The organism is Halomonas sp. NO4 (assembly GCF_010994375.1).
Classification (GTDB): Bacteria; Pseudomonadota; Gammaproteobacteria; order Pseudomonadales; family Halomonadaceae; genus Halomonas.
The window spans coordinates 57,729-71,985 of the sequence record NZ_WHMA01000004.1; the positions used below are offsets into that span (position 1 = coordinate 57,729).

Annotated in this window: 12 protein-coding genes; 4 read left to right on the top strand and 8 right to left on the bottom strand. The window is 69.0% G+C overall.

Going from position 1 to position 14,257, the window contains the following annotated elements; all coding sequences use genetic code 11:
• Positions 1–44: 44 nt before the first annotated feature.
• Positions 45–1,514, bottom strand: coding sequence for an IMP dehydrogenase (gene guaB / locus FEF15_RS04785; protein ID WP_163558017.1), 1,470 nt, complete (start codon positions 1,512–1,514; stop codon positions 45–47).
• Positions 1,515–1,761: 247 nt separating this feature from the next.
• On the opposite strand from guaB, the gene FEF15_RS04790 reads away from it, so the two are divergent.
• Both FEF15_RS04790 and xseA read left to right on the top strand, forming a co-directional pair.
• On the top strand, positions 1,762–2,328 hold the full coding sequence (locus FEF15_RS04790) for a PRC-barrel domain-containing protein (RefSeq protein ID WP_163558018.1): 567 nt from the start codon (positions 1,762–1,764) through the stop codon (positions 2,326–2,328).
• A gap of 100 nt (positions 2,329–2,428) precedes the next feature.
• Positions 2,429–3,769, top strand: a complete 1,341-nt coding sequence (gene xseA, locus FEF15_RS04795) for an exodeoxyribonuclease VII large subunit (RefSeq protein ID WP_163558019.1) — start codon at positions 2,429–2,431, stop codon at positions 3,767–3,769.
• 25 nt (positions 3,770–3,794) lie between these two features.
• Here xseA and glrR read toward each other — a convergent pair whose 3' ends face one another.
• The 6 genes from glrR to FEF15_RS04825 all read right to left on the bottom strand — a co-directional run bounded on the left by glrR (position 3,795) and on the right by FEF15_RS04825 (position 11,667).
• On the bottom strand, positions 3,795–5,189 hold the full coding sequence (glrR, locus tag FEF15_RS04800; protein ID WP_163558173.1) for a two-component system response regulator GlrR: 1,395 nt from the start codon (positions 5,187–5,189) through the stop codon (positions 3,795–3,797).
• A gap of 72 nt (positions 5,190–5,261) precedes the next feature.
• Positions 5,262–5,804 (bottom strand): hypothetical protein, encoded by a 543-nt coding sequence (locus tag FEF15_RS04805; protein ID WP_163558020.1) that lies wholly within the window; start codon positions 5,802–5,804, stop codon positions 5,262–5,264.
• A 16-nt stretch (positions 5,805–5,820) separates the two neighbouring features.
• Positions 5,821–7,311 carry an ATP-binding protein gene (locus FEF15_RS04810; RefSeq protein WP_163558021.1) on the bottom strand — a complete coding sequence of 497 codons (1,491 nt, stop codon included), beginning with the start codon at positions 7,309–7,311 and terminating at the stop codon, positions 5,821–5,823.
• An 859-nt stretch (positions 7,312–8,170) separates the two neighbouring features.
• Positions 8,171–9,484 carry an amino-acid N-acetyltransferase gene (argA, locus tag FEF15_RS04815; protein WP_163558022.1) on the bottom strand — a complete coding sequence of 438 codons (1,314 nt, stop codon included), beginning with the start codon at positions 9,482–9,484 and terminating at the stop codon, positions 8,171–8,173.
• Positions 9,485–9,658: 174 nt separating this feature from the next.
• Positions 9,659–10,924, bottom strand: coding sequence for an inorganic phosphate transporter (locus tag FEF15_RS04820; RefSeq protein WP_163558023.1), 1,266 nt, complete (start codon positions 10,922–10,924; stop codon positions 9,659–9,661).
• A 62-nt stretch (positions 10,925–10,986) separates the two neighbouring features.
• On the bottom strand, positions 10,987–11,667 hold the full coding sequence (locus FEF15_RS04825; RefSeq protein WP_163558024.1) for a TIGR00153 family protein: 681 nt from the start codon (positions 11,665–11,667) through the stop codon (positions 10,987–10,989).
• Positions 11,668–11,791: 124 nt separating this feature from the next.
• Between FEF15_RS04825 and FEF15_RS04830 the strand changes: the two genes are divergently transcribed.
• Together FEF15_RS04830 and FEF15_RS04835 are read left to right on the top strand one after the other, a co-directional pair.
• Positions 11,792–12,655: a CYTH domain-containing protein gene (locus FEF15_RS04830; protein WP_163558025.1), complete on the top strand. Its 864-nt coding sequence runs from the start codon at positions 11,792–11,794 to the stop codon at positions 12,653–12,655.
• Positions 12,652–13,536 (top strand): ion transporter, encoded by an 885-nt coding sequence (locus tag FEF15_RS04835; protein WP_163558026.1) that lies wholly within the window; start codon positions 12,652–12,654, stop codon positions 13,534–13,536. Before FEF15_RS04830 ends, FEF15_RS04835 begins: the two co-directional genes overlap by 4 nt.
• A 43-nt stretch (positions 13,537–13,579) precedes the next feature.
• Here the strand turns inward: FEF15_RS04835 and FEF15_RS04840 are convergent, their stop codons facing one another.
• Positions 13,580–14,203 carry an L-threonylcarbamoyladenylate synthase gene (locus FEF15_RS04840; RefSeq protein ID WP_163558027.1) on the bottom strand — a complete coding sequence of 208 codons (624 nt, stop codon included), beginning with the start codon at positions 14,201–14,203 and terminating at the stop codon, positions 13,580–13,582.
• Between the last annotated feature and the right edge of the window lie 54 nt (positions 14,204–14,257).

Here is a 14,257-nt window from a genome sequence, read left to right on the forward strand (position 1 = left end):
GGCGCGGCCACTTCCAGCTTCAAGCTTCCGGCTTCAAGCTTGGGTTAACCCGCGCGGTAGTTGGGCGCTTCCTTGGTGATCTGCACGTCGTGCACGTGGGACTCGGCGAAGCCGGCGCCGGTGATCTGCACGAACTGCGGCTTGGTGCGCATCTCCTGGATGCTGGTGCAGCCGGTGTAGCCCATGGAGGCGCGCAGGCCGCCCATCAGCTGGTGGACGATGGCGCCCATCATGCCCTTGTAGGGCACGCGGCCTTCGATGCCCTCCGGCACCAGCTTCTCGGCGCCCTCGCTCTTGTCCTGGAAGTAGCGGTCGGCGCTGCCCTGGTTCTGGGCCATGGCGCCCATCGAGCCCATGCCGCGGTACGCCTTGTAGGTGCGCCCCTGGTAGAGCTCCACTTCGCCCGGGGCCTCCTCGGTGCCGGCCAAGAGGCCGCCCACCATCACCGCACTGGCGCCGGCGGCGATGGCCTTGGCCAGATCGCCCGAAAAGCGCACGCCGCCGTCGGCGATCAGCGGGATGCCGTAGGGCTCGAGGGCCGCGGCGACGTTGGAGACGGCGGTGATCTGCGGCACGCCGACGCCGGCCACCACGCGGGTGGTGCAGATGGAGCCGGGGCCGATACCCACCTTGACGCCGTCGGCGCCGGCTTCCGCCAGGGCCTTGGCCGCTTCCGCCGTGGCGATGTTGCCGCCCACCACCTGGATCTGCGGGAAGTGTTCCTTCACCCAGCGCACGCGCTCGATCACGCCCTTGGAGTGGCCGTGGGCGGTGTCGACGATCACCACGTCCACGCCCGCCTCGGCCAGGGCGCCGATGCGGTCGGCCGTCTCGGGGCCGGTACCCACGGCAGCCCCCACCAGCAGGCGGCCGTCGCTGTCCTTGGCGGCGTGGGGGAAGGTGCGCGCCTTTTCGATGTCCTGGAAGGTGACCAGGCCGCGCAGGTGGAAGGCGTCGTCCACCACCAGCATCTTCTCGACGCGGTGCTCCTGCATCTTGCCCTTGATCACCTCGAGGCCGGTGCCCTCGGGCACGGTCACCAGGCGTTCGCGCGGAGTCATGATGTCGGCCACGCTGTCGCCGTGGTTGGGCTGGAAGCGCATGTCGCGCTCGGTGACGATGCCGACGAGCGTCTCGCCCTCCACCACCGGAAAGCCGCTGAAACCGTACTCCTTGGCCATGGCCAGCAGATCCTCGAGCTTGGCCTTGGGCCCCACGGTGACCGGATCCTTGACGATCACGCTCTCGTGCTTCTTGACCTTGCGCACCTCGGCGGCCTGGTGGGCGATGGTCATGTTCTTGTGGATGATGCCGATCCCGCCTTCCTGGGCCATGGCGATGGCCAGGCGGGCTTCGGTCACGGTATCCATGGCGGCGGAGACGAGCGGGATGTTGAGGGCGAGGTCGCGGGTCAGGCGGGTCCTGAGGCTGACGTCCTTGGGCAGGACATCGGAATAACCGGGCAGGAGTAATACGTCATCGAACGTAAGAGCTTCTTGGGCCATACGTAACATAATCGGCAACACCCAGTGAGCTGGTGGGAAGGGGGAGGTGAAATTAATCCACCATTATAACGCCCCGCCGGCCGTTGCGTCACGGACCGAAGGGGTCGTCAAGCGTCACGCCGCTTACATCAGGAAACTGGACTGGATTCCCGCTGTCGCATGCTGTGCCGGGGCGATTGCGCTCCGTGCCCCACACCGGACTCACACTTGCCGGAATGACACTCTCCGGACCCGCACTCACTGGAGGAGTACCGACATGCACAACCGTAGCCCACGTCAGCTTCTGACCCTCACCGTTGCCGCCCTCGCCGGCGGCTTCGCCTTGGGCACGGCTGCCCAGACCACCGACCAGCCCCAGGGGATCTACTCGGCCGACGACATCCTCGACGCCGAGGTCTACCTCAGCGAGAACCCCGACCAGGAAGTCGGCGAGGTGGAAGACATCCTCTTCAACGAGGCCATGCAGGTCACCGCCCTGGTGATCGAGAGCGGCAGCGTGCTGGGCCTGGGCGGCCGCGAGATCATCGTCGAGGCGGGTCAGTTCAGTCTGCTCACCGAGACGCAGGACGACGACGACGTCGAACACCGCGTGATGCTCGACGCCACCGCCGCGGAGCTCGAGAACTACCCGGTCTTCAGCGACGCCTGGTGGCAGCAGGCGCGGCTGCAGGCCCGCGATGCCTGGGAGCAGACCCAGGAAGGCGCCCAGAGCGCCTGGCAGCAGACCCAGGAGGGCGCCGAGCGTGCCTGGGAGACCACCCAGGAGAACGCCCAGCGCGCCTGGGAAGCGGCGCGCGACACGCTGTCCGACGGCAACAACTGATTCCCGCCCCAGCGCATGACGCCGCCACGCCCCTCGCGCGGCGGCGTCACGGGCGCCCCGGCATGGTAGGCTGTGGCGACGCCTGCGAGGAGCCCAGCCCATGCCCGCTTCCCCCGAAACCCTCTCCGTCAGCGACGTCAACCGCCGCGCCCGTCAGGCGCTGGAGCGCGACTTCGACGAGCTGTGGGTGGAGGGCGAACTCTCCGGCGTGTCGCGGCCGCGTTCGGGGCACGTCTACTTCACCCTCAAGGACGACCGCGCCCAGCTGCGCTGCGCGCTGTTTCGCAACCGCGCGCGCTTCGTCGCCGCGCCGCTGCGCGACGGCGATCTGGTGCGGGTGCGCGGGCGGCTGTCGATCTTCGAGCCGCGCGGCGACTACCAGCTCATCGCCGAGGCAGTGCAGGCCGCCGGGGAAGGCGAGCTGCTGGTTGCCTTCGAGCGGCTCAAGGCCAAGCTCGGCGGTGAGGGCGTGTTCGCCAATGCGCGACCCCTGCCCTACCCGCCACGCCGCCTGCTGGTGCTCAGCTCGCCCACCGGGGCGGCGATCCGCGATGTCCTGGCGGTGCTTGCCGCGCGCTGGCCGCTCACCGAGGTGACGCTGATCCCGGTGCCGGTGCAGGGACGAGAGGCGGCGCCGGCGATCATCGCCGCCCTGGGCCTGGTGAATCGCCAGTCGGCCCTCGACCCGGAGCGCGACGCCATCCTGGTGACCCGCGGCGGCGGCAGCCTGGAGGACCTGTGGGCCTTCAATGACGAGCACCTGGCCAGGGCGATCTTCCACTCGCGGCTGCCGGTGATGTCGGCGGTGGGTCACGAGGTGGACGTGACGCTGGCCGACTTCGCCGCCGACGCACGCGCCCCCACCCCTTCGGCCGCCGCCGAGCAGCTGGTGCCCGACCGTCGCGACCTGACGCACCGCCTGGCGGTGCTGGAAGGGCGCCTCGCCCGCGCCGCCCAGGGCCGACTGGAGCGCGAGGGGCAGCGCCTCGACCACCTGCGGGCCCGGCTGCGCCACCCCGGCGAAGGGCTCAGGCGCCAGCGCCACACCCTGGCCAGCCTGGAAGCCCGCCTGGCCGGGGCCATGGCGCGCCGGCTGGACAGCGAGCGCGGCCATCTCGACCACCTGCGCCGCCGCCTGGCTGCCCACCCACCCGAGCGTGAGGTGGCCGAGGCCAGCACCCGCCTGGCACGCGCCCGCACTCGGCTCGAGCAGGCCATGACGCAGCGCCTGGCGATCAGCCGCGAGCGCCTGGGCGCCCTGGCCCGCGAGCTGCAGGCGGTCAGCCCCCTGGCCGTGCTGGGCCGCGGCTACGCGATCCTCACCGACGAGCGCGGCCAGGCGATCCGCCGCGCCACCGACACCCGGCCCGGCCAGCCGCTCACCGCGCGGCTCGGCGAGGGACGGCTGACGGTGGCGGTGAAGCGGCGGTGGCGCCGTTGAGCCACAACCCGAACCCTGCCGACGCTCAGCCGCTCGCCTGACCACCCGGCTTGAAGGCGCTGGGCTCGAGGTCGTGGCGGGCCAGCAGCTTGTAGAAGTCGGTGCGGTTGCGCCCGGCAATGCGCGCGGCCTGGGTGACGTTGCCCTCGGTGATCTTGAGCACCTTGATCAGGTAGCTGCGCTCGAAGCCGGCGCGGGCGTCGCTGAAGGTGGGCAGCGCGCTCTCCTCGGCGGCCAACGCCTGGGCCACCAGCGCCTCGGGGATCATCGGCGAGGTGGTCAGCGCCACGCACTGCTCCACCACGTTGACCAGCTGGCGCACGTTGCCCGGCCAGGCGCTGGTGGCGAGCAGGTTGAGCGCCTCCGGCGAGAAGCCCTTGACGAAGGGCTTGTGGCGGCTCGCCGCCTGGGTCACCAGGTGGCGGGCGAGCAGCGGCACGTCCTCGGCACGCTCCTTGAGCGGCGGCAGCTTGAGGTTGACCACGTTGAGGCGATAGAAGAGGTCCTCGCGGAACTCGCCCTGGTGCATCGCCTGGCCGAGGTCGCGGTGAGTCGCCGAGAGAATGCGCACGTTGACCGGCACCGTGGTCGTGGAGCCGAGCGGGCGGATCTGGCGCTCCTGTAGGGCGCGCAGCAGCTTCACCTGCAGCGGCAGCGGCATGTCGCCGATCTCGTCGAGGAAGAGGGTGCCGCCGTCGGCGGCCTGGAAGAGGCCGCGGTGCTCGCTCACCGCGCCGGTGAAGGCACCCTTGGCGTGGCCGAACAGCTCGCTCTCGAGCAGTTGCTCGGGCAGCGCCCCGCAGTTGATGGCCACGAACGGCTTGTCGGCGCGCGGGCTGGCCTGGTGGATCGCACGCGCCAGCAGCTCCTTGCCCGACCCGGAGGGGCCGGTGACCAGCACGCTGACGTCGGAGGCCGCCACCATGCGCGCCTGCTCCAGCACCCGCTCCATCTCGGGACTGCGGGTGATGATGTCGGCGCGCCAGGCGATGTCGCCCTCGCTACTGCCCGGGGCATGGGCCAGGGCGTCATCGATGGCGGCGAACAGCTCGTCGCGGTCCACCGGCTTGGTCAGAAAGCCGAACACCCCCTGCTGGGTGGCACTCACGGCATCGGGGATCGAGCCGTGGGCGGTGAGGATGATCACCGGCAGGCCCGGCACCTCGCGCTGGATTGCCTGGAACAGTGCCAGGCCGTCCATCTCGTCCATGCGCAGGTCGGAGAGCACCAAGTCGGGGCGCTCGGCCTCCAGGCAGCGCAGCGCCTCCGCCCCGCTCTCGGCAGTGGTCACCCGGAAGCCGCGGCTTTCCAGGCGCATGCCCAGCAGGCGCAGCAGGCTGACGTCGTCGTCGACCAACAGGATATGCGCCTGGGCGAGTCGCGCCGGTCCGGTCGGTTGCGCCCCGGCAGCGGGGGCCATGCTCGTGCGGGAGCCCGGTTGGCGACTGTCATGCGGTCGTGCCGCTTCCATCACGTCGTCTCTCCCTGTCGCTCAGGGCGACTGCTGTCTCAGGTTGATGTTCTGCTCGATATCGGTCAGCGCCTCGAGCTTCTCGGCCAGTTCGACATTCGCGGCTTCGAGGGCCGCCAGCTCCTCGCGGGTGCTGGCGAGCCGTCGCGCCATGGCGCGACGGCCTTCCAGCTCGTTGAGCCAGTAGCGCAGCAGCGGCTGCAGGTCGGCGGGGGCGGCATGCAGGTCGGCCTTGTAGAGCTCGGAGGCGCGGTCCCACTCGCGCTCGCTGCCCCACGCCAGCGTCACGGCGCGAGCCAGGCGCTGCGCCTTGGCCTCGCCCTCCAGACGCGCGAGCATGGCGTCGCGCCACTCCCGATCACCGCGCTGGGAGGCGAGGCCGAAGCCGATCCAGTCGGGCAGCAGGCAGGCCTCGTCCTCGAAGTCCGGCACCTCGGCATAACAGGCGACGGCAACGTCTGGCGTTTGGGTTTCGGCCCCGCCGAGGGGCTGCTCGGGAATCCACTGGCAACCGGCGAGCCACAGTGTCACCGCGCCAGCACCGAGAGAGCGAAACAGGCTCATGGATCGAGGCTCATGGTCAGTTCCTTGCGTCGTTGCCCGTCGCGACGAGCGGCGAATGATCGGCGATGATATCTTGCGGTTGCGCCTGGCGCGGCAGCACCAGGCGGAAGCACACCGGCAGGCGGGCGTCTTCCACCAGCTGCAGCGAGCCCTGCTGCAGCCGCGCGCAGTCGGCCGCCACCGACAGGCCGATGCCGGAGCCCTTGAGCGGCCCCTTGCGCCGCGCCCGCCCCTGGTAGAAGGGCTCGAAGAGGTTGTCGCGATCCTCCGCGGCAATCGGCGGGCCCTCGTTGGCCACCTCGAGTATCAGATGGTCGCGCGCCGTGCGTGCCCGAATCTCCAGCTCGCCGCCGTCGTCGCCATAGGCGATGGCATTGGACACCAGGTTGTCGAGAATGCGCCGGGTGGCCGTGCGATCGACCACCCAGTCCAGCGGGCCATCGAAGGCGGTGACACGCATGCCCTTGTTCTCCAGCGCCAGGCGATGCTTGGAGAGCGTCGACTTGACCAGGGTGGCCAGGTCGAGGCACTCGAGATCCACCGGCCGGTGGTGCTGCAGGAGATTGTAGTCGAGCAGCTGCTCGATCAGTCGCTGCAGTTCCCCGCCGCTGGTGTCGATCAGCTCGAGAATCTCGCGCTGGCGCGGCGAGAGCTCACCGGCCACGCCGTCGGCGAGCAGCGCCGAGCCTTCGCGCACGCTAGCCAGGGGGGTCTTGAGCTCGTGGGACATGTGGCGCAGGAACTGCTGCTTCTGCGCCTCCAGCTCGCCGAGGCGCAAGGAGAGCCAGTCGAGGCGCTCGCCAAGCCGCACCAGTTCCGCCGGCCCCTGGATGTCGCGGGCCCCGGGGCCCTCCACGCCGCTGCCGATGCCCAGGATACGCCGTTCGAGCTGACGCACGGGACGAATGATCAGCCAGCTGAACAGCAGCATCAGCACCAGGCTCGCCGAGACCATCGCGCCGGTCTGCACCCAAAGCCGCGTCTGCACGGTCTCGGCGCGCGCGCGAATGCGCTCGATGCGGGCGTCGATCTTCTGGTTGGTGGCCTGGCGCATCGCCTCGGTCTGCTGCGCGAAGGGCCCGAACAGCGCCAACCAGGCCTGCAGGTTCTCCCCCTCCAGCGCCGGCAACTGACCAAGCAGCACCAGCTGTCGGCCCAATGCCTCTACCGAAGGTTCGTCGGGCAGCAGTTCGCTCTGGGCGGCGAGCAACTCGGAGAACTCGTCATGCCGTTCGGCGAAGATCTCCCTCAGGCTTTCCTGCTCGAGTACGGCATACTGGCGCGCGCTGCGCTCCATCTCCAGGGCGAGCGCGCTCAGGGTGCGCGCGCGGCGGGTCTCTTCCACCGCCTGGCGGGCACTGACATCGGCCAGGCGCGACAGCTCGGTCAGCGCCTGGCTGGCTTGGAACATCAGCACGCCAAGGGGCAGCATCACAATAAAGAAGGCCAGCAGCACGAGCTGCAGCAGCGAGCGAGGGCGCCAACGACGCGAGACCTGTGTGGTCATGACCAGCGTTCTATTCAGGAGTCGATAGGGTACCGCCATGGGCATGCCTGCAGGATATCAGAGTTCGTCGCGTCTCGAGGGTCTCTCACGGGCGGTCAACGTGTCGCACGCTGTCCGACAGTGATTCAAAAAAGACAGGGATCCAAAAAAAGAGGGCCGGCATGGCCGGCCCAAGTACGCAGGGAACTGAAGGGTCGGGAAAACAGGGGCATCGTTCGCCTGGTCGAGCCATGTCCCGCATTTTCCCATGGGCCCGGGGGCCCACGAAGCGCTGTGCCGGTATCGACGCCACCAGGGGCTGGTCGTCACAGCCGGGCGGCGAACCGCCCTGCTTCGTCTCGCAGCGACACCGCTTCGGCTGGCCGAGAGCGCTGTCGCGATGTTCGATCCCCCGCAGGGGATGAGGCGTCCATGCCAGGGCATCCGTGCCCGCTGGTACCCCTCCTTGCCGCTTGGCGGTACCCGTCTCATCGCAACCCGGTTATGCAAACGAGTTACACATCGCGGAACAGATGCCGGTCATCGAGACCCGGGTGCACAGGGCATGGGGTGATACCCGGGTGATTCGGCGACCCAATGGTTCGAGCCGTTGAACCACTGTCTCTGCTCACTCTGTATATAGCGACAGACGTGCCAGAAACTGGACATTACCTGTAAAATCAATGGGTTGAAATTGAAGAAACGTGGCCTTGCCGGCCAGGCGGCGGGATTGCGGCGTCATCGGGTGCCCAAAACGTCGCCACCCGGCGACGCCCTGGCTACCGTTCCTTGTTTTCTCTTTTAAATCAACTGCTTGCAATGTTACCGTTTGGCGACAACAGATCGGTCGCCGTTGCCGCTCGGCGACAGCCTCGCCAGCTCAGGCCAGCGACTTGACGAGGATCTTGGACTGGCGGGCGTGGTTGTAGGTGTCGCGCTTGAGCGGCGGCAGGGCCGCGATGTCCGCCGGGCCAAAGCCGTGCTCGACGAACCAGTGGGCGGTATGGGTGGTGAGCACGAAGAGCGCGGAGAGGCCCAGCCGCCGGGCGCGACGCTCCACCTCGGCGAGCAGCACGGAACCGCGGGCGCCGCCGCGGTAATCGGGATGGATCGCCACACAGGCCAGCTCGCCCATGGCGGCCTCGCCGAAGGCGTGCAGGGCCGCACAACCCACCACCATGCCGTCACGCTCGATGACCAGGTAATCGTCGATCTCGTGTTCGAGGCGCTCGCGGGAGCGCGGCACCAGCATGCCGCGCCGCTCCAGCGGCTCGAGCAGCTCCAGCAGGCCCCCGACGTCACCCAGTTCGGCGGGGCGAAGCTGCTCGTAGCGGTGCTGGGTGATCATGGTGCCCACGCCGTCGCGGGTGAAGAGCTCGCCGAGCAGGGCGTCGTGGTCGTGCCACGACAGCAGGTGGGTGCGCGCCACGCCGTGACGCGCGGCGATGCAGGCGGCGGTGAGGTGACGCGCTGCCTCGCTGCCCGGGGTCGCACCGGCGAGCAGCGGCTCGGCCTCGGCCGGGGTGAGCTGGCGCTGCAGGGCGCCGCTCTCGTCATAGAGCCCCGGGGCCTCGCCGAGCAGGATCAGCTTGTCGGCGGAAAGCGCCACCGCGGCCTGCTGGGCCACCTCGGCGGCGTCGAGGTCGAACACCTCGCCGGTGCTGGAGAAGCCGAGCGGCGGCAGCAGCACCAGCGAGCCCTTTTCGAGTAGGCCCTGCACGGCCGGCGCCCGCACGCGGCGCACCTCACCGCTGTGGTGGAAGTCGATCCCCTCGCGCACGCCGAGCGGCTTGGCCATCACCAGGTTGCCGGACACCGCCGTGAGCTCCACCCCGTGCAGCGGCGTATTGGGCAGTCCCAGCGACAGGCGCGCCTCCAGCCACAGGCGCTGCTCGGCGGCGATGCGCTCCACGTGACCCATGATCGCCGTATCGGCCACCCAGCGCCCCTCATGGCGCCGCGGCGCGATGCCGGCCGCCGCGAGGGCCTGCTGCACCTGGGGGCGGATGCCAAAGGCCACCACCAGATGCACGCCCAGGGTGTGCAGCAGGGCCAGATCCTGGATCAGCTGTTCGCCGCGCCCGTTGGCCATCGCCTCGCCCTCGATGAGGATGACGAAGGTTCGCCCGCGGTGGGCGTTGATGTAGGGCGAGGAATTGCGGAACCAGTCGACGAAGGGGAAGCGAGTATCCAAGGCCGCACTCCGGCAGCAGGTGAAGGAGGCTATATGAGAACTCGACTATAGCAGAGCCACGAAAACGGCGGCACCACTGGCATGGTACCGCCGCTTCGGGCTTCGGGCTTCGGGCTTCGGGCTTCGGGCTGACGATGCTCCATCCACCCGCAGCCCATGGCTCGTGGCTCGCGCTTAGCCGAACATGCCCTTGAACATGAAGAAGAACAGTATCGCCAGGCCGGCGCCGGCCGGTAGCGTGATCAGCCAGGACATGGCGATGGTGCCGATCACCCGCAGGTTGAGCGCCGCCATGCCGCGCGCCAGGCCCACGCCGAGTACCGCGCCCACCAGGGTGTGGGTGGTGGAGATCGGCAGGCCGGTGCCCGAGGCGAGCACCACGGTGACCGCGGCGGCAAGCGTCGCGGCAAAGCCACGGCTCGGCGTCAGCTCGGTGATGCCGGTGCCCACGGTGGCGATCACCTTGTGACCGTAGGTGACCAGGCCCACCACGATGCCGCCACCGCCCAGCACCAGCACCCACCAGGGCACCAGGGCCGTGGCGTCGATGGCGCCCTCGCTGTAGACCACGCTGATCACCGCCGCGAGCGGCCCCACGGCGTTGGCCACGTCGTTGGAGCCGTGGGCGAAGGCCATGGCGCAGGCGGTGAACAGCATCAGCGAGCCGAACACTCGCTCCACGCCGGAAAAGCCGAAGTGGTCGACCTGGCGGCTGCCGGCCTGGACCCGCTTCTCCATCTGCATGCCCAGCAGCATCACGGCGAGGCCGAACAGGATCGACACCAGCAGGCTGGCGCCGAAGCCCAGATCGAGCCCCACGTGCTTGAGGCCCTTGGTGAGCGTCACCATGGCCACGGCGAAGCCCACCAGCAGGATGTAGAACGGCACGTAGCGCTTGGCGGCGGCGAAAGGGTCGCGGGCCTCGAAGATAAGGTGCTGCACCGACTTGAAGAGCGTGAAGGCGATGGTGCCGGAGAGCAGCGGCGAGACCACCCAGCTGGCAGCGATCTGGCCCACCTTGGCCCAGCCGATGGCTTCCAGCCCCAGCCCCGCCATGGCGAAGCCGACGATGGCGCCGACGATGGAGTGGGTGGTGGAGACCGGCCAGCCCTTCATGGAGGCGATCAGCAACCAGGTCGCCGCGGCGAGCAGCGAGGCGAGCATGCCGTAGACCAGCAGCTGTGGATCGCCCTCGAGCATGGCGGGGTCGATGATGCCCTTGCGGATGGTGTCGGTGACCTCGCCGCCGGCCAGCCAGGCACCCAGGAACTCGAAGAGCACGGCGACGATGATCGCTTGCTTGATGGTGATCGCCTTGGACCCCACCGAGGTGCCCATGGCGTTGGCGACGTCGTTGGCCCCTACGCCCCAGGCCATGAAGAAGCCGAACAGGCAGGCCAGGATGATGAAGGTGTCGCCGTATTGCACGATGATCGACATAGGGTGGATTCCTATGTAGCTGTCGGATTAACGAACACGGCCCGCGATGGCGGGCCGGAAACTCAGCGGGCGGTGAGAATCTGCAGGCGGCTGCCCACGCGCTCGGCGCGGTCGGAGAGCTCGCCGACCCAGTCGATGATCTTGTAGAGGAAGATGACGTCGACCGGCTTGAGCCGGTCTTCCAGCTCGAACAGCTGGCGGCGGATGGCCACCTGCTGGTTGTCGGCCTGCTGCTCGAGGACGTGCAGCTCGCGAATGAGGTTCTGCATCACGTCGGAGACGTGGCGGCCGAACCCGGACTCCAGCAAGTCCTCGAGTTCCTCGAGGGCCTGGCGCGCCTGGGCCACGCAGGCCACGGCGGTCTGCATGTAGTCGCGCATGGGGCCGGCCAGCTCAGCGGGCACCTGCATCTTGCGGCCCAGCATGATGCCGGTGATATCGCGCACCTTGTTGGCGATCTTGTCCTGTACGCTGATCAGGTCAAGCAGGTCGCTGCGCGAGACGGGCAGAAAGAGGGTGTTGGGCAGGTTGAGGCGCAGCTCGGTCTTCAGGCTGTCGGCCTCGTGCTCCAGGCGCGTGATGGATTCGCGGATACTGGCCGCCTCGTCCCAGTCGCCCCCGAGCGACGCCTCGAAGAACGGAAGCAGCTTGTCGGCGCACTCGTGCGCCTTGACGATGTGGGCCAGCAGCGGCTGGAAGGGCGAGCGACCGAACATCGCCGAGAACGGATTGGGTGTCACCATGGCGTATCATGCGCTTAGGAAATGGCGGCGACAGTATAGTGACTCCCTACTGTCACGTCATTGAAAAATTAGTGACCCCAGTTTGTCATCCAACCGTCACACTCATCAGCCACAGGAAGCCGCCATGGGCCAAGAGATCGAACTGAAACTGGCACTGGGCACGAGCGGCCCCGCGCGGCTGGCCCGCCATCCGCGCCTGGCAGGGGTCGCCTCCGAGGTGCTGAGGCTGGCCAACACCTACTACGACACGCCCGACGGCGCACTGGAGGAGGCGCGCATGGCGCTGCGCCTGCGCCGCCGCGGCGCGAGCCTGCGCCAAACGCTCAAGACCGAGGGCAAGGGGGCCGGGGGACTGAGCCGCCGCGGCGAATGGGAGTGGGCCGTGCCGGGTCCCGGCCTCGACCTGTCCGGGCTTGCCGAGCTGCCGCCCCTGGCCGCCCTCGGCGGGCACGTCCTCGAGCAGCTGGCGCCCCGCTTCACCACCGACTTCACCCGCCACGCCTGGACGCTGGCGGTCGAGGGGGCGCGCATCGAAGTGGCGCTCGATGAAGGCGAGATCCGCGGCGGCACGCAACGGGCGCCGATCCGCGAGCTGGAACTGGAGCTGCAGGCCGGGCCAACCCGCGCCCTCTGGCAGCTCGCCACCGAGTTTGCCGACAGCGTGGCCCTGCGCCCGGCGGAGACCAGCAAGGCCGCCCGCGGTGCAGCGCTGCTCGCCGGCCGCTGGTCGCTGCCTGCGGGGGGGCCGCCGCTGGCCTGGCTCAAGCGCGCCATGGTCGCGCTGGACGCCCTGACCGACACCGGCGACGATCGCTGGCGCCGGCTCGCCGCCGAGGCCCTGACGACCCTCGATGACCGCGAGGCCCGCGACCTGGCCGGCCGGCTCGCCGCCCCCGACTGGCTCACCCCCGCCTTCGGGCAGGTCGCCCTGGACCTGGCGCGACGCCTCGACGACGCCGCCCCCGACGCGCCGGAGCCCTCTTCATGAAGCACCCCATGAAACCCGCCGCCGAGGGCCTGCGCACCCGGGTCTTCCAGGTCGTCTTCGAGTCGGACACGCCGCTCGCCAAGGGCTTCGACATCGCCCTGATCGTCGCCATCCTGAGCAGTATCGGCGTGGTGATGCTCGACAGCGTGCCCGCCTACCACGCGCAGTACGGCCCCCTCTTCTACTGGATCGAATGGGGTTTCACCCTGGCCTTCACCCTGGAGCTGGCGGTGCGGGTCTACTGCCTCGAGCGCCCCTTGCAGTACCTGCGCAGCTTCTACGGGGTGATCGACCTGGTGGCGATCCTGCCCACCTGGCTGACGCTGCTCATTCCCGGTGCCCAGTCGCTGGTGATCGTGCGCGTGCTGCGCGTGCTGCGTATCTTCCGGGTGCTGCGCCTCATGCAGTTCGTCGGCGAGGGACGGCTACTGCTCGGCGCACTCAGGCGCAGCACGCACCAGATCTTCCTGTTCCTGTTCACCGTCTTCATGCTGGTGACCATCTTCGCCGCCCTGATCTACCTGATCGAACCGGCCGAGGCGGGCTTCACCAGCATTCCCATTGCCGTCTACTGGGCCATCGTCACCCTCACCACGGTGGGTTACGGCGACATCGTGCCGGTCACCCCGCTCGGCCAGGCGATCTCGACGCTGGTGATGCTGATCGGCTACTCGATCATCGCGGTGCCCACCGGGGTCTTCTCGGCGGAGGTGATCCGCTCGATCCGTGCCGACCGCTACTCCGAGGAGGCGTGCCCCGGCTGCGGCCACGACCGCCACGAGAAGCGGGCCCGCTACTGCCTCAAGTGCGGCACCTGGCTCGACGAGACCACGCCGGACCCGCGCCGGGCGCAGGCCGGAGAGGAGGAGTCGCGCCGCTAGCGAGGGCGGCACGACTCGACGAAGACGCTATTCGAAAAAGACGCTATTCGACGAAGAGGGAGACGTCGCCGCGGCCCTCGCGGACCACCTTGGGCGGCAGCTCGCGCAGGTCGATGACGCTGGTCGGCTCGAGGTGGCAGGCGCCGCCGTCGATGACCAGGTCCAGATGGGCGCCGAAACGCTCGCGGATCGCCTCCGGGTCGGTCATCGGCAGCGCGTCGCCGTCGGGGATCAGCGTCACGCTCATCAGCGGCGAGCCGAGCGCGGCGAGCAGGTCGTGGGTGATGCGGTGGTCGGGCACGCGCACGCCGATGGAGCGGCGCTTGGGGTGCAGCAGCAACCGCGGCACCTCGGAGGTGGCGTCGAGGATGAAGGTGTAGGCACCCGGCGTATGTGCCTTGAGCAGGCGGAAGACGGCGTTGTCGACCTTGGCGTAGGTGCCGATCTCAGAGAGGTCGGAACACACCAGGGTGAAGTTGTGCCGGTCGTCGAGGGAACGCAGCCACTTGATCCGCTCGATGGCCTTCTTCTCACCCAAGTGGCAACCCAGCGCATAGCCGGAATCGGTGGGATAGGCAATGACGCCGCCGTTGCGAATGATCTGGACGGCCTGATCGATCAGGCGCTTCTGGGGGTTGTCGGGATGAATCTCGAAGTACTGGCTCATGATCGCTTCCTGTCGTTCATGGTGGATCGGTGTCCGGCGCGGGAGCGCGCGCAC

Excerpts from the sequence above, each read along its gene's own strand:
- FEF15_RS04835 (WP_163558026.1), top strand. The coding sequence starts at position 12,652 with ATGAAGCACCCCATGAAACCCGCCGCCGAGGGCCTGCGCACCCGGGTC.
- FEF15_RS04825 (WP_163558024.1), bottom strand. The coding sequence starts at position 11,667 with ATGGTGACACCCAATCCGTTCTCGGCGATGTTCGGTCGCTCGCCCTTC.
- FEF15_RS04840 (WP_163558027.1), bottom strand. The coding sequence starts at position 14,203 with ATGAGCCAGTACTTCGAGATTCATCCCGACAACCCCCAGAAGCGCCTG.
- FEF15_RS04790 (WP_163558018.1), top strand. The coding sequence starts at position 1,762 with ATGCACAACCGTAGCCCACGTCAGCTTCTGACCCTCACCGTTGCCGCC.
- FEF15_RS04805 (WP_163558020.1), bottom strand. The coding sequence starts at position 5,804 with ATGAGCCTGTTTCGCTCTCTCGGTGCTGGCGCGGTGACACTGTGGCTC.
- FEF15_RS04810 (WP_163558021.1), bottom strand. The coding sequence starts at position 7,311 with ATGACCACACAGGTCTCGCGTCGTTGGCGCCCTCGCTCGCTGCTGCAG.
- xseA (WP_163558019.1), top strand. The coding sequence starts at position 2,429 with ATGCCCGCTTCCCCCGAAACCCTCTCCGTCAGCGACGTCAACCGCCGC.
- FEF15_RS04820 (WP_163558023.1), bottom strand. The coding sequence starts at position 10,924 with ATGTCGATCATCGTGCAATACGGCGACACCTTCATCATCCTGGCCTGC.
- FEF15_RS04830 (WP_163558025.1), top strand. The coding sequence starts at position 11,792 with ATGGGCCAAGAGATCGAACTGAAACTGGCACTGGGCACGAGCGGCCCC.
- guaB (WP_163558017.1), bottom strand. The coding sequence starts at position 1,514 with ATGTTACGTATGGCCCAAGAAGCTCTTACGTTCGATGACGTATTACTC.
- glrR (WP_163558173.1), bottom strand. The coding sequence starts at position 5,189 with ATGGCCCCCGCTGCCGGGGCGCAACCGACCGGACCGGCGCGACTCGCC.